The organism is Polynucleobacter sp. (genome assembly GCF_044342855.1).
Classification (GTDB): domain Bacteria; phylum Pseudomonadota; class Gammaproteobacteria; order Burkholderiales; family Burkholderiaceae; genus Polynucleobacter.
The window spans coordinates 1-19,925 of record NZ_JBIIPA010000001.1; the positions used below are offsets into that span (position 1 = coordinate 1).

Here is a 19,925-nt window from a genome sequence, read left to right on the forward strand (position 1 = left end):
TTAGGCATCATCTCGCCGTAAGCCGCTCTGAGTTCTGGGGTATCTGCCACACTATTTAAGTGAGAAATAACTCCCCACGATCTGCTGAGTAATTCAGTTGCATCCTCAAGTGGTTCAAGCAATTCATTCCAGCTTGCTGGAGTGCTCGGATCGACTGCATGAGCTACCGCTTTTTCTGCGTGTTTCAGCAAAAAATCAATTGCTGGCTCAATGTCTTTAGGTTTTACCTCTGAGTAGGTGCAAATCCCTCTCCCACATGAAATGAGTGGATTTTTTTGGAGTTCAGCAGAAGGCTTTAAAAGTATTGATGTAGTCATCCCTATAGCTTAATGGACGACGCAAACTTTTGCTAATTAGATGCTGATCAGGGGCAAACCGGAGGGGTTTAGTTAGAAGGCTTAGCCGCTTTTTCTGCCGCTTCTAGGGTATTCATGAGCAACATCGTGATAGTCATTGGCCCAACACCTCCCGGTACGGGGGTAATCCAGCCGGCGACATATTGAGCAGCATCAAAATCCACGTCGCCACAAAGCTTGCCATCCGGCATGCGATTGATACCAACGTCAATTACAGCCGCGCCATTTTTCACCATATCACCAGTAATCATTTTGGGTTTGCCAGTAGCAACTACCAAAATATCTGCATCCTTAGTGTGGTGAGCTAAGTCGCGAGTCTTGCTATTGCAAATCGTGACTGTAGCGCCTGCTTGCAATAAAAGCATTGCCATTGGTTTACCTACAATATTAGATGCGCCTACGATCACTGCGCGCGCGCCACGAATGGGGTATTCAATGCTCTCTAAGATCTTCATGCAACCATACGGCGTGCATGGCTTGAATTCAGGCTGACCGACCATTAAGGCGCCAGCATTGGCTACATGAAAGCCGTCCACATCTTTTTCCGGGGCAATTGCCTCGAGTACACGTTCGGCTGCAATATGTTCAGGAAGGGGGAGTTGAACCAAGATTCCATGAATCGATGGATCGGCATTGAGTGTTGCGATGCGAGCAAGTAATTCTTCTTCGCCTAACTCTACAGAGTAACGCTCGAGTACCGAATGAAAACCTACATCTTCACAGGCTTTTACTTTATTTCTGACATAAACCTGGCTAGCGGGATTTTCTCCAACAACAATCACTGCTAAACCCGGTCTAACACCTTTGGCGGTGACGATGGCTCCACGCGCTGCAATCTCAGTGCGTAATTTTTTAGAGAGGGCGACACCGTCGAGTAACTGTGCAGGCATAGAGGAATTAATTAGGTTGTGGGTCTGAGAGTGCCAGGCGGAGTAAGTCTGCAACGGTATTCACGTTGAGCTTTTCCATAATATTGGCGCGGTGCGCCTCTACAGTTTTAATGGAGATACCAAGATCATCTGCAATCTGCTTATTTAAGCGGCCCGCAACAATGCGCTCGAGCACTTGGCGCTCACGGCCAGTCAATTTGCTCAAGAGGCTTTGGGTAATCTTGCGCTGGCTTGCTTGTGAGTAATCAATGCGTGCTTTAGCAAGCATGCGATCTACCAAGCCGCAGAGATCATTTTCTTTAAAAGGCTTTTCAATGAAATCAACTGCACCGCGCTTCATGGTGGAGACTGCCATTGATACATCGCCGTGACCGGTGATAAAAGCTACTGGCATTGGCAGATTTTCACTAATTAAACGTTCTTGCAATTCAAGACCAGACATCCCTGACATGCGGACATCTAGGATGGCACAAGAGATAGTCGATTTATCCGTGCTTTGCAGTGACTGCAAGAATCGTTCTGCGCTTGCATGGCAGCGAACAACATAACCATTACTTTCTAGCAACCAGGTGAGGGAGTCGCGGACAGCTTCATCGTCATCCACAACATAAACCACTTCAGCTTGATTGGGTTTGGTGCTAGCACTGGTATTCATATTGGCTCTCGCAGATCAATCTAAAAAATCTATCAATTAACTATTACCCCTTGGAGCCCGGGGCTTCCAGGGGTAATAGTATTGTAAAGGTGCAGCCCGATAGCTTTGTATGTTCTGCATCCATGTGATTTTTTGCCCAAAGACGACCCTGATGGGACTCAATCACAGACCTACAAATATTCAAACCCATGCCCATGCCATCGTTTTTAGTACTAAAAAAGGGCTCAAACATGCGTTTAATGACGGATTCAGCAATTCCGGACCCTGCATCCGTCACCTGGATGCGCAACATAGCAGGAAAGGTGCTGGTATCCAGATCTGCCGCAATCCGAACTGGGGGGGCCGACCAGCGCGAGGATAGGGGGTAAACCTCTCTTACGCTATCCAGGGAGTTCTTGAGAAGATTAACCAGCACTTGCAGAATTAAGACTGGATCGACGTCAACCATGGGGAGATTTTCGGCAATTTCAGTGGCGATGCTGAGTCGATGACGGTGCGCTTCGATCTCTACGAGGCCAGTAGCATCATTAATGATTTCGCTGATATCACACGATTTTCGTTGTGGTTCACTGCGTTTTACAAAGCCTTTGATACGCTGAATGATGGTGCCAGCTCGATGCGCTTGGTCTGAGGCTTTTTCTAATGCAGGCAGAATATCTTTCTGCATGACAGGATCCAGGTGGCCTTGTAAGCGTTTTGCTACACCCATGCAATAGTTGGAGATGGCTGCAAGGGGTTGATTTAATTCGTGGGCTAATGAAGAAGCCATTTCACCCATCGTAGTTAGGCGGCTACTAAATTGCATACGCTCTTCTTGTTGGCGCACTAAATCATCCGCTTCAATACGAATTGTAATATCAGTGGCAATCAGCAATTGCGCCAACTGCCCATCAACCCAAGGCACGAAACGTCTGCGAACTTCATACCACTTTGAAGTCCCCTGTGATTCATCTAGCAACTGAATTTCTTCTGACTCTGTTTCTTGATAAAGGGAAGAGGGTGTGGCACTTTCAGCAAGAGATTGCAAGATATTTTGTTTGATATCACCGCCAGCCAAATCAAAATGGCCTTTAGCGGTATTGCCAAATCGCTCTCGATAAAAGCGATTTGCAAAGAGTAATTCACCAGTCTCATTAGAGACTACTGATACTGCAGCATCGAGACCTTCTAAAACAGTAATGAAGCGCTCTTGTGAGGCTGCTAATTCTTCGCGAATTTTCTTTGGTTCAGAAATATCAATTAATGAAGTTACCCAACCCGTTTGCCTGCCTTTTTCATTAATCAATGGCGAGATAAAGGTGCGCGTTTGAATGATCGAGCCATTGCGGTGGAGGATTGATCCCTCGATCCCAAGTTTTTTATCTTGACTCAGCACCAGCTTGAGCGCTTGATTAAATTTCTCGGTGAGTTCACTCTTTTGATCTTCAGGCCAGAAGGCAAAGGGCGGGCTGAGTCCAATCAGTTCACCCGCTGACCAGCCCGTCATCTCGCAAAAGGCGGGATTGACATAGGTGATCATCTTATTCATATCATGCGCACGAATTCCCACTGGAGTGGAATTTTCCATTGCGCTACGGAAGTTAGTTTCCGCACGAAGATTCGCTTCAGCCTCTTGCCGAACTTGCATTTGTTTGAGTACTGACCATAAGCTCCAAACAACGAATGCACTTAAACCCAGCACCACGCCAATTAACATTCTGAAGGTTAGATTGGTGGGTGGCGGATAGGTATCAATACGCAAACTGAGGTTTGGGCTGAGCACTCCTATATCAAGACTTGTTTGATTGCTAAATGCGCGCTTAGGTATATTTTTGTCTGATGAAATTGCTAAGACTTTATCCTCATCCGTAATTAGAGTGAATCGATATAGGCCTTTGAGTTCTCCAGGGATCATTTCGAGCAAACCCTGGGTTGTATATAAGACGGCGACCATGCCTTTAATTTCATTGCCAGAGATTTGAGGCACTGTTTGCCAAAAAACATTTCGAATTTCTTTTGAAATTAACTCATCACTTGGTACTTCAAGTGCAATGAACTGACTAAATGCTGGTCTATTAGTGGCGGTACTAAGTTCTAGCGTTTTTTTCAGTGCTTGATTAAGGATGCTTGAATTATTGGTCTTATTGAACCAATCTGTTTTTAAGTTATCTAGTGGAATTTTCCACTGACGCTCATAGGCTTCATTAATCCAGACAATTTGCGCAATCTCATGATTACTTTGCAGGAGATTTTCGGCCTGAATCATGACGTTATCTTTTGATTTTGCTGCATCGCCTCCGCCAACGTAGTCACGTCCCATCGATTGAAGTATGTCGGTATTGTTAGCAAACCGCAGTTGAATGCGTTGCTTTGCAAAAGAGAGCTCTCTAAATAGCGCGGCTTCTTGTTGACTCTTTTCCTGGAGCTGCAGGGTGCCCAGAATGACACCCATTACTACGGTAAACAGAACAATTGCTATTAATGGTGTGTAGACAAGCTTAAAACCCCGTATTTGCCGGAGCCATTTCACGGGCTTGAGTTGCCAGATTGAAAATGCGATTTTTTTCATATAATTCGCTCATTTTGCCTGATAGATGCCCTTATCTTGGCTATTTAGTCGTGTTGCTGCATCTGATTGCGATGCAACAAAATACCACATAGTGATAAATATTATCATTATGTGGAAAATTGCTTGTTTACACCCATAGATCTTCCTAGAATATTGACTATGGAGTGAATAAATAAGACCGATGTGACTAATGGAGGCAGTTTATGGCAGCAGTTCCAGATCAAATTTTGGGTAGCGCGGGAAAACAAGACGCGGATCCAGGTGAAACCCAAGAGTGGTTACAGGCGCTAGACGGCGTTATTCGGAATGAGGGCCCTGAGCGCGCTGCGTATCTCATTGACCAGCAAATTTCTCATGCACGTGTGAATGGAGTTAATCAACCATTCCATGCTGAAACTCCTTACATCAATACGATTCCAGTAGAGCAGCAGGCACGCCTACCAGGAGATCAGAATGTTGAGCACCGTATTCGCTCCTACACGCGTTGGAACGCGATGGCGATGGTTCTGCGTGCTAATAAAGATACGAATGTTGGCGGACATATTTCTTCCTTCCAGTCTGCAGCTACTTTATATGACGTTGGCTTCAATCATTTCTGGCATGCGCCATCACCAGAGCATGGCGGCGATCTCATCTTCGTTCAAGGACATTCATCGCCAGGTGTTTACGCACGTGCTTATATGCTTGGTCGTTTATCAGAAGATCAGTTGAATAATTTCCGTCAAGAAGTTGGCGGTAAGGGTATCTCTAGCTATCCACATCCTTGGCTGATGCCAGATTTCTGGCAGTTCCCAACAGTCTCTATGGGCCTTGGCCCAATCATGGCTATTTATCAGGCGCGTTTTATGCGCTACATGCAGGACCGCGGATTTATTAAGGCAGAAGGTCGCAAAGTTTGGGCCTTCCTCGGTGATGGTGAGACTGATGAGCCTGAATCACTCGGTGCTATTGGTATGGCTGGCCGTGAAAAATTGGATAACCTCATTTTTGTTGTCAACTGTAACTTGCAGCGCCTTGATGGACCCGTGCGCGGAAATGGCAAGATTATTCAGGAACTCGAAGGTGAGTTCCGCGGTGCCGGTTGGAATGTAATTAAAGTTGTTTGGGGTGGCCATTGGGACGCCTTGTTTGCGCGTGACAAAAAAGGTATCTTGATGCAGCGTCTTGGAGAAATCGTAGACGGTCAGTATCAAACTATGAAGGCTAAGAACGGTGCTTACGTTCGTGAAATCGTCTTCAATACTCCTGAATTAAAGTCCCTAGTGAGCGACTGGAGTGATGATGAGATTTGGCAACTCAATCGCGGTGGCCATGATCCACATAAAGTATTTGCTGCTTTCCATTCAGCTGTAAATCACAAGAATCAACCTACAGTTATTTTGGCTCACACCATTAAGGGTTACGGTATGGGCGGTTCTGGTGAGGCGATGAATATTGCCCACCAAGCCAAGAAGATGAATGCGGATGACGTACGCCGCTTCCGTGATCGTTTTGAGATTCCAGTTCAAGATGAGCAGCTCGATGAAATGCCTTTGGTGAAGTTTGCTGAGGGTAGTGCAGAGCTGGACTACATGAAAGCCCGTCGCCAAGAGTTGGGCGGATATTTACCACAGCGCCGCATGAAAGCGGAGAGCTTGCCAGTTCCTGCGCTAGACGTATTCTCAGCATTGTTAGAAGCAACTTCAGAGGGTCGTGAGATCTCTACAACAATGGCTTTTGTTCGCATTCTGAATACGATCGTGCGCGATAAGGTTTTAGGTAAGCGTGTAGTTCCGATTGTTCCGGATGAGTCTCGTACCTTTGGTATGGAAGGCATGTTCCGCCAGCTAGGCATTTGGAATCAATTGGGTCAGCTGTATACCCCAGAAGATCATGATCAACTGATGTTCTATAAAGAGGACAAGACTGGTCAGATTTTGCAAGAAGGTATTAATGAAGCGGGTGGTATGTGCGACTGGATCGCTGCTGCAACTTCATACTCAACTCATGGCGTGCCGATGTTGCCGTTCTACATCTTCTACTCCATGTTTGGTTTCCAACGCATTGGCGATCTCTGCTGGGCTGCGGGTGATATGCGCAGCCGTGGTTTCTTATTGGGTGGTACTGCCGGGAGAACTACTCTGAACGGCGAAGGTCTTCAGCATGAAGATGGACACAGCCAGGTTTGGAGTGCTGCTATTCCAAACTGCATCAGCTATGACCCTTCATTCTCATTTGAAGTTGCTGTGGTGATTCAGGATGGTATGCGTCGCATGCTAGCCGAGCAAGAAGATGTGTATTACTACATCACTTTGATGAATGAAAACTATGCCCACCCAGCAATGCCAAAGGGTGCAGAGCAAGACATCATTAAAGGTATGTACAAACTTAAATCCGTTGGTGATGCTAATGCGAAATTACGTGTACAACTTTTAGGTTCGGGAACAATTTTCCGTGAAGTAATTGAGGCCGCTGAAATCCTACATAAAGATTGGGGTGTTGCGTCTGATCTGTGGGGCTGCCCAAGTTTTACAGAGTTAGGTCGAGATTGGAATGCAGTTCACCGTAATAATCTTCTCAATCCAACAACTGCACCCGCTTTATCACATGTAGAGAAGTGCCTTAAAGATACTGCAGGCCCAATTGTTGCCGCTACAGACTATGTTCGTTTATTTGCCGAGCAAATTCGTCCCGCAATTCAGCATATGGGTCGTCGTTTCGAAGTATTGGGTACTGATGGCTTTGGTCGTTCCGATACTCGTGAAAAATTACGTGATTTCTTTGAAGTAGATCGCCGCTGGGTTGTATTAACTGCGCTACGTTCATTGGTGGATGCTGGTCAGCTTGACCGTCAAAAACTAGCCGAGGCGATTAAGAAATATGAAATCGATAGCACTAAACCAAACCCAATGACGGTTTGATAGGAGACGGAGACTATGAGCCAACTAATTGATATTAAAGTCCCGGATATTGGGGATTACACAGATGTGCCTGTCATCGAAGTATTGGTAAAAGCCGGTGATCGCATTGAAAAAGAGCAGTCTATTGTTGTTCTGGAATCAGATAAGGCAACTATGGACGTTCCCTCATCACACTCTGGTGTGGTGAAAGAGGTCAAGGTTAAGGTGGGCGACTCGATTTCAGAGGGCGCCATTGTTTTGGTCCTTGAAGAGAGTGGTTCCGTCGCTCCGGTCGCAGCACCAGTTGCCGCTCCTGCAGTTGCAAAAGCTGACCCTACTTCAGCTCCAGCTCCAAAAGTGGAGCCACCAATTGTGCGTGCACCTGCACCGCCTCCAGTTGGTAATACTCCAGTTGAAGTTGATCCAACAGCAAGTCATGCAAGTCCTTCCGTGCGCAAATTTGCTCGTGAACTTGGCGTGGCCGTTCATCAGGTCAAAGGATCTGGCCTCAAAGGAAGAATTACTCAGGAAGACGTGCAAGCCTTTGTAAAGGCTGCTATGAGTGGTGGGGCTGGCAGTGCATCAAACACATCTGGCGGAAGCTTGGGTGGATTGAATCTGATTCCTTGGCCTAAAGTGGATTTCTCAAAATTTGGAGAAACAGAGCGTCAGCCACTGAATCGTATTAAGAAATTGACTGCAGCAAACCTAGGTCGCAATTGGGTGATGATTCCTGCTGTGACTTATCACGAAGATGCAGACATTACTGATCTTGAGGCTTTTAGAGTTCTCACTAATAAAGAGAATGAAAGGCAGGGCCTAAAAATCACGATGCTGGCTTTCTTAATGAAAGCTGCTGTGGCTGCACTCAAGAAGTTCCCTGAGTTCAATAGCTCTATTGATGGTGATGACTTGGTATTGAAGAAGTACTTCAATATTGCATTTGCCGCAGATACGCCAAATGGTTTAGTGGTGCCAGTGATTCGTGATGCAGACAAAAAAGGTATTTTTGAGCTTGCTCGAGAAACCTCGGAATTAGCTGCGCTTGCACGAGATGGAAAATTAAAACCAGATCAAATGCAAGGTGCTAGTTTCACCATTTCCTCTTTGGGTGGAATCGGCGGTACCTATTTCTCACCAATCGTAAATGCACCTGAGGTCGCAATCTTGGGTGTAAGCAAGGCTGCCATGAAACCTGTTTGGGATGGTAAGCAATTTGTCCCACGCTTAATTTGCCCATTGTCATTGAGTGCTGATCATCGTGTAATTGATGGTGCTTTGGCAACACGTTTCAATGTCTATATCGCTCAGCTGATGTCCGACTTCCGTCGCGCAGCGCTATAAGGAAAAGATATGGCTAAGCAATTTATTCTCGTACCAGATATTGGTGATTATTCAGAAGTGCCGGTTATTGAGGTTCTGATCAAGGTAGGCGACGTCATTGAAAAAGAACAGCCCTTGCTCGTTCTGGAATCTGACAAAGCAACGATGGAAGTTCCTGCTGATGTTGCTGGAACTATTCTGAGTATTTCCGTCAAGGCTGGCGATAAGGTTGGCAAAGGAAGCATGGTTGCTGAAGTTGAGGTTGGAGCTGCAGCGGCAGCTGTGCCTCAGGCTGCTACACCTGCAGCAAGTCCATCTCCTGCACCCGCACCAGCGGCTGCTCCTGTGATGAGCGCTCCAATCGCTGGTCAATATAGCGGTAAGGTTGATCACGAGTGCGAAGTGCTGGTCTTAGGTGCTGGCCCGGGCGGTTATAGCGCTGCATTCCGAAGTGCGGACTTGGGTATGAGCACCATCTTGGTAGAGCGTTACTCCACTTTGGGTGGTGTGTGCTTAAACGTGGGTTGCATCCCATCAAAAGCATTGCTTCATACGACCTCCGTGATGGATGAAGTGAGGACAATGTCTAAACATGGCATTAGTTATGGCGCTCCAAAAATTGAAATTGATCAACTGCGTGGCTATAAAGATTCTGTCATCGCCAAGTTAACGGGTGGATTGGCTGGCATGGCCAAGGCACGTAAGGTGACCGTTGTTCGTGGCCTTGGTCGTTTCTTGGATGCGAATCACGTTGAGGTTGAGTTGACCAAGGGTGATGGCCAAGATTTAGCTGGTCAAAAAGAAGTGGTGCGTTTTCAGAAGGCAATCATTGCCGCTGGAAGTCAGCCAGTAAAACTTCCGTTCTTGCCAGAGGATCCGCGCATTGTTGACAGTACAGGCGCTTTATTGCTCAAGAGCATTCCAAAGCGTATGTTAGTCATTGGCGGTGGCATTATTGGTTTGGAGATGGCTACTGTCTACAGCACCTTAGGTTCACGTATTGATATTGCTGAAATGATGGATGGCCTGATGGCGGGCGCAGACCGAGATTTAGAAAAGGTTTGGGAGAAATTTAACGCCGGCCGTTTTGAAAAGATCATGCTCAAGACTCGCGCATCCAAGGCTGAAGTTAAGGCCGATGGCATTCAAGTGAGCTTTGAAGGAGAGAGTGCTCCATCAGAACTGCAGACTTACGATCTGGTATTGGTTGCGGTGGGGCGCACACCTAATGGCAAAAAGATTGATGCATCAGCTGCAGGCGTCATTGTGGATGAGCGTGGTTTTATCCCAGTCGATAATCAAATGCGCACTAATGTAAACAATATCTTTGCAATTGGCGATATCATTGGTCAACCTATGCTGGCCCACAAAGCAGTGCATGAGGGTCACGTTGCAGCTGAAGTTGCGGCTGGTGAGAAATCCTACTTCGATGCCAAGCAGATTCCATCCGTAGCGTATACCGATCCTGAAGTGGCTTGGGCTGGCTTGACTGAGGAGCAATGTAAGTCCAAAGGTATTGCTTATGAGAAGGGCTTATTTCCTTGGGCGGCAAGCGGCAGGGCGATTGCTAACGGACGTGATGAAGGTTTCACGAAGCTTATTTTTGATGCCACAACAAAGCGCATTATTGGCGGTGGAATCGTAGGTACTCATGCTGGCGATTTAATTGGTGAAGTGTGCCTTGCAATTGAGATGGGTGCTGATGCTGTAGATATTGGTAAAACTATTCATCCTCATCCAACCTTAGGTGAGTCAGTTGGCTTGGCTGCTGAGGCTGCTCTTGGCCACTGTACTGATTTACCGCCCGTCAAAAAGAAAGCGCATTAAACAACGTCTCTTTACTATTGGTTTGATAAGAAAAGGCCCCGAGAGATCGGGGCTTTTTTATTACTACTGTTGCAACAAGAGAGCTGTAGCAACAATGTAAGGATTACTTTTTCTTGCTAGTTTTGGTCCCAGGCTTGTTACTTGTTTTGACGGTCTTTTCAACTGTGCTGGTCGCATTGCTTAAGTTTGTTTGAGCAACTTCAACCGCATGCTTTACTGCTTTTTGGCTTGTTTCAAAAACGTTATTGGTCGAAGCGATAACTTGCTTGATGACATGCGCGGCAGATTCAGATCCTGCTGGGGCATTTTTTGTCCAATCTTCTACCAAGGCATTCATTTTTGTTTGACCCGCTTCAAGTTCTTTTTCAGCAGACTTTGTAAAACTAGCTTGTGTCTCATGGGCTAATTCATATAGATGGCGACTGTAGGCCATGATTTTTTCTGCCATTGGTTGTACAGCTTCCGCTTGATGCGCGAGGAGTTGCTGTATACCTTTTACTTCCAAAGCTTTCTTTGCGCTGCTCATGCTATCGCCCAAGCTTTGCTTGACAATATGCATATTCAGTTCCACCAATTTCTCAATGCTTTGGAACGCTTGATTGGTCAGCCCACCCAAAGTCTCTAAATTTGCTTTTTGCGCTGCTGCTATCTGTTCTGGCGTTAAGTTCATTTCAATCCCTTTCTTGTGGACTCAATCTCTTTGCTCACTATGAGCCATATCTGTAGCTTGTTATTTTAATTTGGCACTATTTTACAGCAATAATGGTGCAGTGCAACATAGTAATGCGGATGCTTAGAAACGGGATGAGGGACGTACAAAAAAAGCCTAAAATCGGTAGTTAATTAAAAAATCCCACATTTTCAATAAGTTATCCATGAAATTGAAGCTAGACAGCCTAATTGCACCGCTATTCGTAGTGATCTGGAGTACAGGCTTTGTGATTGCACGTTTAGCCATGCCTTATGTTGAGCCAGCCACCTTCTTATTTTGGCGCTTTGTAGGAGTTTTGATGGCTATGGCATGCCTTAGCCTGGTTTGGAGAATCAGCTGGCCTAGCTGGTCTCAAATGAAACACATTGCAGTTGCTGGAATGTTGCTGCAGTTTGGATACCTACTGGGTGTATGGTTCGCCGTTCGTTTGGGAATGACAGCTGGTCTAGTGGCGATCATCGTCGGTCTGCAACCAATTTTGACTGCTTGGTTTGCGGCCTGGGTTTCTGAAAGAGTTGCTGGACGACAGTGGATTGGTTTAGGTTTTGGCTTTGCTGGCGTGGCATTGGTGGTGGCAGAAAAAATTGGTTTTACCCATATCCCATTACTTAGTTATGTCCTCGCTTTTGCCGCCTTACTTTCCATTACGTTTGGAACCCTTTATCAGAAGAAATTCTGTCCAGTCTTCGATCTTCGAGCCGGCTCATCAATTCAGTTTAGTGTATCGGCGGTCCTCTGCTTTATTTGCATGTATTACTTTGAATCTGGACTCATGGTTTGGAATGCTTCCGTTGTTGGTGCATTGCTCTGGGCAATTTTCCCTTTATCCATTGGATCTATTAGCCTGCTCTTCATGATGATTCGTAAAGGGGCAGCAACCAAGGTAACAAGCCTGTTGTATTTGACGCCGCCAACTACAGCAGTAATGGCGTGGCTCCTATTCGATGAGCCGTTCACTTTAATGATGGCAGGGGGCTTAATGCTGACGATGACTGGCATAGTCTTGGTGAATCGTGGACAAACTAGTGCTGTTGCAACGATTGCGGAGTAAGACTGCACTGTAAGCGGGTATTTTTACGGTGCAAGTAGGCAATAATTGCTGCATGGAAGCAAAAGTTATTTATTATTCGGTATGTTAAAAGTTTTGGAAGGTATTTGGGGATGCATTTGAATCGATTTAGGCTCATCGCTCTAGCTGTATCAATGTCATTTGGCGTAGCCACTTCTTTTCAGGTAAGTGCGGCCAACAAGAACTCTCAAACAGCGAAGACATCTAAATCATCAGCGAAGACAACTACCAAACTAGAAATAAAGAAAGTAGCTAAATCTTCCAAGAAATCAAAAGCCGTTCGCACTACAGTTACACGATCCAGTGACCCAGTTGCAGAAGCTAGACCTTCATTTGCGACCGCATTGGGATTGCGCGGGCAGCATGATGACCTTAGCCTGAAGTCCAGTGTGGCAATGGTGGTTAATCAAGATACCAAAGAAGTGTATTTTGAAAAGAACTCCTCTGTCAGTCTTCCGATTGCCTCCATTACGAAGTTAATGACTGCGATGGTGGTCCTCGACTCTAAATTGCCGCTGGATGAAACTATTGTCATTAATGCGGATGATATTCATATCTATAGAACCTCCCGCCTTGCCGGTGGCACAGTCCTAACCCGAGAAGAAGCCTTGTTGTTGGCACTAATGTCCTCTGAGAACCGCGCCGCATATACTCTTGGCCGAAACTACCCGGGTGGCATTCCTGCATTTGTGGCTGCCATGAATCGCAAGGCCAAAGAGATTGGTATGACACATTCTCATTTTGCTGACCCAACTGGATTAATGAGTGAGAACGTAGCATCCGCAGAAGATCTCACGCGTATGTTGAGCGCTGCTTATCAATACAAAATGATTCGCGAGTTTTCGACTTGGCCAGATTTAACAATGGTGATTGCAAAACGTCCACAGAAGTTCTTGAATACCAATCGTCTAGTGCGCGCTGGTGATATGAATATCGGCCTCCAAAAAACGGGCTTTATTAATGCGGCTGGCAAGTGCTTGGTTATGCAAGCTAGGGTAAATAACACGCCTTTACTACTGGTTTTCTTGGACTCTGTTGGTACACAGTCACGCTTTGCTGATGCTGTTAGGGTGCGTGACTGGTATGAGCGTATGCCTTCGGGTGAGCCGCATGCAATTCGTCGCTTAATGTAAAGAATTACATTAACGAACGAAATTCAGTTTTGAGTGTTTTGGTCGTTGACCTTGGGTTTGTAACCCATGCCTTTGGAAATCTGTAGCGCTGTATCTTGTAAAAGCTTCAACCAATCCTCTTTGATGCGATCTGTAGGGGAGCTTAACGACAGTCCTGCTACTAACTTGCCACTGTCATCAAAAATCTCAGCAGCGACACAGCTTACACCGAGTTCCAATTCTTCGTTATCCCGAGCGTGACCTAGTTTGCGCACTTGATTAAGTTCTGAATCCAATTTTCCTAATTCAGTAATGCTATTTCTAGTGTGCCCAGCTAAGCCAGTCCTAGTGACATACGCTCGAACTTGGCTTGGGTCATCGCTCGCCAAAAATAATTTACCAACTGATGTGAGGTGTAGTCGTGCGCGGCCACCAATAGCGCGAACTACTTGCATACCAGAGCGCTCGCTATAGGCGCGATCAATATAAACAATCTCATCGCCTTGGCGAACTGAAAGATTGATGGTCTCGCCAGTCAGTTTGTGTAGAGCTCGCATGGGGGCTTGCGCCGCCTCCCGAACTGAGAGGCGCGCCTTAACTAAATTTCCAAGCTCGAGTAATTTAAGGCCAAGACGATAGGTGCCACCGTCACCACGCTCTACTAGGCGGCAGGCAACTAGATCATTTAGGATGCGATGCGCTGTAGAGGGATGTAAATCAGTCTCCTCAGCGAGGTTTTTAAGGCTACTAGACTCTTCGTGTGTAGCTAGGGCATCAAGCAGGTTCATCATGCGCTCAACCACCTGGATGGCTGTTTTTCCAGCCTCGCCAGGTACTTTTGCTACTTTTTCGGATTTACTTGCAGTCATGCTGTTAATTGTAGCGATTTTTAGCAAAATTGCACAATATGAAACGGCATTTCAATGCCAAAAAAGCGTTTTAGGGTCCGCTAAGTTACTTTCTTAATGCAGATGCACACTCAGCAATCAGTTTTGGGCCACGATAGATTAGGCCGCTATAGATCTGGATCAGGCTTGCGCCAGCCCCCATTTTTTCCTCTGCATCATTGCCAGACAGAATGCCGCCAACGCCAATAACCGGAATGGCATCGCCCAAATACTGCTTTAGACTTTTGACCACTTCGGTAGAGGCAATACGAACTGGAGCGCCAGACAAGCCGCCAGCTTCTCGTCCAAATTCTAGACCTTGCACTGCTTCGCGGGCAATCGTTGTATTTGTTGCGATGATTGCATCAATCTTAAATTCGAGCAAAAGATCCGCGATGAGTTTGATGTCGCTGTGATCTAGGTCTGGTGCAATTTTTAAAAAGAGAGGCTTGCGAACGCCATACTGATCACAGAGTGCTTCACGGGCTAAATGAAGCGAGCCTAGTAATGCACGCAACATCTCTTCACCTTGAAGGGCTCGTAAATTCTGTGTATTGGGGGAGGAGATATTGACGGTAATGTATGAGGCAACTTCATATACCGCCTCCATGGCCGTGACGTAATCGCTAGCAGCGTTCTCGATCGGGGTGCTAGCGTTCTTGCCGATATTTAAACCAACGATGCCCCCATTTTGCCAATATGAGGAGTTTCGAACACGTTTGACGCACGCATCGACGCCATCATTATTAAAGCCCATGCGATTAATAATGGCCTGCACTTGCGGTAAGCGAAACATGCGGGGCTTTGGATTGCCGGGTTGTGGCTTCGGCGTGACTGTGCCGATTTCTAGAAAGCCAAAACCTAAGGAGCCAAGTGCATCAATATGTTTACCATCTTTATCTAGTCCCGCGGCAAGCCCAACTGGGTTTGGAAAGGTGATGCCACATAAGTTGCGGGGATCAGCAGCTGGTTGCTCAACTAGGTGGCGCAATAAGCCCCAGCGCTGAGCGCGATCAAGATTGCTAAGAGTCAGGTTGTGCGCTTGCTCTGGATCTAAAGAAAATAGCCAGGGGCGTAGAAGAGGGTAACTATCGATCATGGGTAGATATTATGGCCCAATGATGGGTTGCCAATGGTCATCCATTAATCCTTCAATAGACTGGAACTTGGCCTTGTAGGACATTTTTTCACTATTCTCAATGTAGTAGCCGAGATAAAGATAGGGGAGGTCTAATTCTAGGGCCTGCTGAATTTGCCAAAGGATGCTAAAGCTCCCGTAGCTGGCAGAGGTATTGCTGGTATCAAAGAAGGCATACACAGAAGAGATGCCTTGATCCAAGATATCAATCATGCTGACCATTCGAAGACGTCCTGGATGGGGATCATGCGGCCCATCACGAAATTCAACGATTCTCGAGTTCACTCGACTTTGCAATAGAAACTGCATGTATTGATCTTGGCTATCTTCGTTGCCTTGATCCATATCGCCACCAGAATGGCGGTTACTTTGGTAGGCTTGATAAAGCTGATAGTGCTCCTCTTGGTAACCCAAATTCAGAACGCGAATATCAAGCCCCGCATGTTTTTTCCAGGAGCGTTTTTGGCTGCGGTTGGGTGAGAACTGCTTAACTGGAATGCGGGTTGCTTTACAGGCATTGCATTCATCGCAATAAGGTCGGTAGGCGTGTAAACCACTACGACGAAAACCTGCATTGACTAGTTCACCATATAAATCTGCATGTATTAAGTGTGAGGGCGTTGCTACCTGCGAGCGAGCAGTTTTTCCTGGCAGATAGCTGCAAGGATAGGGTGCTGTCGCGTAGAACTGAAGCTCGGTTAAGGGGAGTTCTTTTAATTGGGTCATAGCCAGTGACGCAAAATTGCTTTATCAAATGTCCAGGGAATCTCTATATTAGTTTGCTTTAATGCAATTTGCAGATGAGTCAAAAATTCATCTCGAGATATTGGTGCGGCACCCAGAGAATCAAGGTGAGCAGTTTCTTGCTGGCAGTCAATCATTTCAACTTGATGTTGCTCACACCAAGCGGCGAGAGCGGCTAAGGCGATTTTGGACGCATCGGATTGATGGCTAAACATCGATTCTCCGAAAACCATCCCACCAAATGCAACACAATAGAGACCGCCAATCAGCAACTCATCTTCTGTTACCGCAATACTGTGGGCATGACCTTGTTCGTGAAGCTGGGTATAGGCATCCATGATTTCATGGGTGATCCATGTTCCATCTTGATCTTTTCTTCTGGCAGTTGCACAAGAGCGAACGACTGCCCCAAAATCATCATCAACGCAGATATTTTTTTGTGGATCGGTTAAAAAGTGTCGAATGGTTTTCTTCAGGGAGTCATGGCACTTAAAGTGCTTAGGTTTTAATACCATTCGGGGGTTCGGCGACCACCATAAGACTGGCTGATTATCTGAGTACCAGGGAAATATTCCCATTCGGTATGCGCGAGCTAGCTGTCCTGGATAAATACGCTCACTTACGGCTATTAAGCCGGGAACGCTCGGGTCGGGATCTGGGCAATCAATTGGGTTAGGAAATGCATCCTGAGATCCTAGCCAGTTGATATTGCTCATGCGCTTGCGATGCTTAGATTTTTTCTGTTGGCAGAATATCTCTGCTGCGAACGCCGAACTCAATACCTGAATCGAATACTCCAGCTGCGCGATCAGCAAAGAACCACTCTAAAGTTTGTTTTACTGTTGGAAAGGCAATCTCACTCCACGGAATTTCTTGTTCACTAAATAGAGCGACTTCAAGACTTTCTTCACCTGCGTTAAAGTCGGGAGAGGTCATGGTGGCTAAATAGAAGAGGTGTATTTGCTCTGCATGTGGCACATTGAGTAGCGAGTACAGTGGGCCGATCTCAACAATGGCGCCAGCCTCCTCTTGAGTTTCCCTTGCTGCCCCAGTGCACGTGCTTTCGCCAAGTTCCATAAATCCAGCGGGAAGAGTCCAATAGCCATAGCGAGGCTCTATGGCACGACGACACAATAAAACTTGCTTACCAAAGACGGGAATGCTGCCAACCACATTGCGTGGATTGAAATAATGAATACTTCCGCAAGAATCACAAACATGACGCTCCCGCGAATCATCCACGGGAATCTTGATGCTAATAGGCGCTGCGCAGTGCGAGCAAAACTTCATGCGGACTTTCTAAAAATGGGCGGGGATGTGGCCACGTAGTGCATTGCTAAGCATAATCTCTTTTGCATTTTGAACATCGGCAATAGTCAGGTTTGCCTCATGGGCATTCCATTTGGGATCATTCAATATGATTGACCTCATTACCCCTGGAAGTAGACCTGCTGTAACAGGTGGTGTAAGCCAGCGATCGCCGGACTTAATAAAGATGCTGCTTCTTCCACCTTCAGTAACAAATCCATGCTCATTTACAAAAAGAGCATCAAAGCCACCCAAGTCTTCGGCTAATTTCCAGGCCTGGTCATAAATATCTCTACTAATCACTTTATGTCTCAGCAAAACATTACCCGAGTGAAGAGTGGCCATCTTGGCATTGGGAAGAAGGTCGCTAGCCCAAAAAATCTTCACTGATTCAGGCAATGAGCTGATTGGAGAGATTTGGTAACTGGGTTTTCCAGAATGGCCCAAATCCAATCGCAACCGATAGTCGATATCGTTCGCGACTTTTTCGCAAGCACTCTCAATAATCTTAGTTATGTCAGTCATGGAGTGGGGAATGCCAAGCGCTAGAGCTGAATCAGATAAGCGCCCTAAGTGAAGTTGTAGATGTTGGGGTTTGCCTTGATGAACTAAGATAGTTTCAAATAAACCTAGCTCACTAGGGAGATTGCTTAAGAAGGCTGCTTTGATTTGGCATTCCTCCCACTCTTGCGAGGCTTCAGAATCAATCGTAATGCCGGCGCCGATGCCCAAAGTAAATGGTGCCGCATGTGAATCAATATTACGTTCAATTTCAAGTGTACGAATGGGAACGCTAAATGCAAAGTCACCACTGGGATCCATCCAGCCAAGTGCACCGCAATAGAAGCCGCGATCTTGTGACTCCAATTCTTGGATGATTTGCATGCTGCGTTTCTTGGGTGCTCCAGTTACAGAGCCACAAGGAAAGACAGCATTGAGTACATCACGTAATTCAATGCCAGGTTTTATCTCAGCCTGAATAGTTGATGTCATTTGCAATACATCACCGTACCTGGCAACTTCAAACAGTTCTGGAACAGTAACGGTTCCCGGTAAGGCCAAGCGGCTTAGATCATTGCGCAGCAAATCAACAATCATGACGTTTTCTGCTTGATTCTTAGCATCTGCTGACAAGTGCTCTGCTGAATCATTCAATGCGCTAGCAGTGCCTTTCATGGGCATAGCTTTTAGGGTATTGCCATGCTTCTGAATAAATAATTCGGGCGACTGGGAAAGAATGTAATTCGAGTCACTCTCAATAAATGCGCCAAATCTTCCTGGCTGGCGACTTCTTAATCGCGCATACAGTGCGAGCGGGTCACCATAGGCCTCTCCCGCAATCCGAAAGGTATGGTTTATTTGGTAAGTGTCGCCATTACGAATGTACTCTTGGATAGTCTCAATATCGGACTTGAACTGGTCTTCATTGATAGAAAAATGAAGATTCGCAACGCCTGCAGCTTGAGAGTCGGAATCCTGGGACGCAATCGCGCTCTTAATCAGGGCATCAGCATCCTGCTTGCTGAAGCTTTCATAGGATTTAAAAGACCATGCTTGTATTAATGGGTGACTTTTCTTACCCCCAGCTATAGGCCGGTCAATTTTATGAATGTATAGACCCAATTCATAAGCAAATGCGGCAACAACATATTCGCCCTGACGCAATGCTTCATTGATATAACCTAGGCATTGATCTACGGTGGCTAGCGTCTCTGAGAAGCTGGACTGAGGGTAAGCAGTCCAGCACTGAAGTGCATTTTCATAGAGGCGGCTACTAGGTTGTGCCTGAGTACTCTGGGCATCATCCAGCAAGATCATGCTATTGACCGTCAGAACTCAAATAGATCTGTAGAAATTACTTGAGAACAGTAGCGGATTCAATCGTGACCGTCTTGCTAGGAACATCAGACATACGCCCCATTTTTGGTGCTGGTGCAACCATAGTAGGAATTTTGCGGATTGCATCAATTGTTTGTGTGCCAGAAATCACTTTGCCGAATACCGTGTAGCCATTGCCCATTGCATTTGGATAATTTAGACCTTCATTGTCCTTAACATTAATAAAGAACTGTGCTGTTGCGGAATCAGGATCGGAAGTACGGGCCATGGAAATGGTGTAAGTATCATTCTTGAGTCCATTTTGAGCTTCTGAAACTACCGGGGCATTAGTTGGCTTTTGAACTAAGTCTGGAGTAAAGCCGCCACCCTGAATCATGAAGCCATCGATCACACGGTGAAAGATAGTGCCGTTATAAAACCCACTATTGACGTAGTTTAAAAAGTTGGCGGTTGTTTTTGGTGCCTTGACAGAATCAAGTTCAACAACAAAATTACCCATGGTGGTTTTGAATTCCACTTTAGGGCCTGCAAAGCTTGTGGCGCTTGCAATCAGACTTGAAATCATGAATAGGGAGGCAATGATTTTGCGCATAGTGAATGTCCTTAAAAGTCTAGTAAAAATAGGGTAAATCTTATTG

General features: G+C 46.1%; 16 protein-coding genes and 1 pseudogene. 5 read left to right on the forward strand and 12 right to left on the reverse strand.

Annotation, left to right across the window (positions count from 1 at the left end; translation table 11 throughout):
- The 4 genes and pseudogenes from ACIQZ3_RS00005 to ACIQZ3_RS00020 all read right to left on the reverse strand — a co-directional run.
- Window positions 1-317, reverse strand: a pseudogene (locus ACIQZ3_RS00005) (oligopeptidase A); the annotation flags it as partial.
- A gap of 68 nt (window positions 318-385) precedes the next feature.
- Window positions 386-1,246: a bifunctional methylenetetrahydrofolate dehydrogenase/methenyltetrahydrofolate cyclohydrolase FolD gene (folD, locus tag ACIQZ3_RS00010; protein ID WP_397389548.1), complete on the reverse strand. Its 861-nt coding sequence runs from the start codon at window positions 1,244-1,246 to the stop codon at window positions 386-388.
- Between the two features lie 7 nt (window positions 1,247-1,253).
- A complete protein-coding gene (locus tag ACIQZ3_RS00015; RefSeq protein WP_216224466.1) occupies window positions 1,254-1,901 on the reverse strand; it encodes a response regulator transcription factor in 648 nt (215 codons plus the stop codon).
- A gap of 43 nt (window positions 1,902-1,944) precedes the next feature.
- Window positions 1,945-4,449, reverse strand: coding sequence for a PAS domain S-box protein (locus ACIQZ3_RS00020; protein WP_397389549.1), 2,505 nt, complete (start codon window positions 4,447-4,449; stop codon window positions 1,945-1,947).
- Window positions 4,450-4,652: 203 nt separating this feature from the next.
- On the opposite strand from ACIQZ3_RS00020, the gene aceE reads away from it, so the two are divergent.
- The 3 genes from aceE to lpdA are packed head-to-tail and all read left to right on the forward strand — an operon-like array spanning window position 4,653 to window position 10,478.
- Entirely contained in the window at window positions 4,653-7,349 is a 2,697-nt protein-coding gene (aceE, locus tag ACIQZ3_RS00025; protein ID WP_397389550.1) for a pyruvate dehydrogenase (acetyl-transferring), homodimeric type, read from the forward strand.
- Between the two features lie 15 nt (window positions 7,350-7,364).
- Window positions 7,365-8,672: a dihydrolipoyllysine-residue acetyltransferase gene (gene aceF / locus ACIQZ3_RS00030; protein WP_397389551.1), complete on the forward strand. Its 1,308-nt coding sequence runs from the start codon at window positions 7,365-7,367 to the stop codon at window positions 8,670-8,672.
- 9 nt (window positions 8,673-8,681) lie between these two features.
- On the forward strand, window positions 8,682-10,478 hold the full coding sequence (lpdA, locus tag ACIQZ3_RS00035; protein ID WP_397389552.1) for a dihydrolipoyl dehydrogenase: 1,797 nt from the start codon (window positions 8,682-8,684) through the stop codon (window positions 10,476-10,478).
- A 103-nt stretch (window positions 10,479-10,581) separates the two neighbouring features.
- On the opposite strand, the gene ACIQZ3_RS00040 is transcribed toward lpdA, so the two are convergent.
- Window positions 10,582-11,148 (reverse strand): phasin family protein, encoded by a 567-nt coding sequence (locus ACIQZ3_RS00040; protein ID WP_397389553.1) that lies wholly within the window; start codon window positions 11,146-11,148, stop codon window positions 10,582-10,584.
- Window positions 11,149-11,353: 205 nt separating this feature from the next.
- Here ACIQZ3_RS00040 and ACIQZ3_RS00045 point away from each other — a divergent pair, with 205 nt between their 5' ends.
- Both ACIQZ3_RS00045 and ACIQZ3_RS00050 read left to right on the forward strand, forming a co-directional pair.
- Window positions 11,354-12,241, forward strand: a complete 888-nt coding sequence (locus ACIQZ3_RS00045) for a DMT family transporter (RefSeq protein WP_397389554.1) — start codon at window positions 11,354-11,356, stop codon at window positions 12,239-12,241.
- 152 nt (window positions 12,242-12,393) lie between these two features.
- A complete protein-coding gene (locus tag ACIQZ3_RS00050) occupies window positions 12,394-13,392 on the forward strand; it encodes a serine hydrolase (RefSeq protein ID WP_397389555.1) in 999 nt (332 codons plus the stop codon).
- Window positions 13,393-13,415: 23 nt separating this feature from the next.
- Here ACIQZ3_RS00050 and ACIQZ3_RS00055 read toward each other — a convergent pair whose 3' ends face one another.
- The 7 genes from ACIQZ3_RS00055 to ACIQZ3_RS00085 all read right to left on the reverse strand — a co-directional run bounded on the left by ACIQZ3_RS00055 (window position 13,416) and on the right by ACIQZ3_RS00085 (window position 19,852).
- A complete protein-coding gene (locus ACIQZ3_RS00055; protein ID WP_397389556.1) occupies window positions 13,416-14,240 on the reverse strand; it encodes an IclR family transcriptional regulator in 825 nt (274 codons plus the stop codon).
- Between the two features lie 85 nt (window positions 14,241-14,325).
- Window positions 14,326-15,357, reverse strand: coding sequence for a quinone-dependent dihydroorotate dehydrogenase (locus ACIQZ3_RS00060; RefSeq protein WP_397389557.1), 1,032 nt, complete (start codon window positions 15,355-15,357; stop codon window positions 14,326-14,328).
- Window positions 15,358-15,366: 9 nt separating this feature from the next.
- Window positions 15,367-16,122, reverse strand: coding sequence for an arginyltransferase (locus ACIQZ3_RS00065; RefSeq protein ID WP_397389558.1), 756 nt, complete (start codon window positions 16,120-16,122; stop codon window positions 15,367-15,369).
- The gene (gene aat, locus ACIQZ3_RS00070) at window positions 16,119-16,856 is read right to left on the reverse strand and encodes a leucyl/phenylalanyl-tRNA--protein transferase (RefSeq protein WP_397389559.1); all 738 of its coding nucleotides are present in this window, start codon (window positions 16,854-16,856) and stop codon (window positions 16,119-16,121) included. The genes ACIQZ3_RS00065 and aat overlap by 4 nt, the downstream gene beginning before the upstream one ends.
- Window positions 16,857-16,869: 13 nt before the next feature.
- Window positions 16,870-17,430, reverse strand: coding sequence for an NUDIX hydrolase (locus ACIQZ3_RS00075; protein ID WP_397389560.1), 561 nt, complete (start codon window positions 17,428-17,430; stop codon window positions 16,870-16,872).
- A gap of 9 nt (window positions 17,431-17,439) precedes the next feature.
- Complete coding sequence (locus ACIQZ3_RS00080) at window positions 17,440-19,266, reverse strand: chorismate-binding protein (protein ID WP_397389561.1); 1,827 nt, start codon at window positions 19,264-19,266, stop codon at window positions 17,440-17,442.
- Between the two features lie 37 nt (window positions 19,267-19,303).
- A complete protein-coding gene (locus tag ACIQZ3_RS00085; protein WP_397389704.1) occupies window positions 19,304-19,852 on the reverse strand; it encodes a peptidylprolyl isomerase in 549 nt (182 codons plus the stop codon).
- Window positions 19,853-19,925 lie beyond the last annotated feature (73 nt).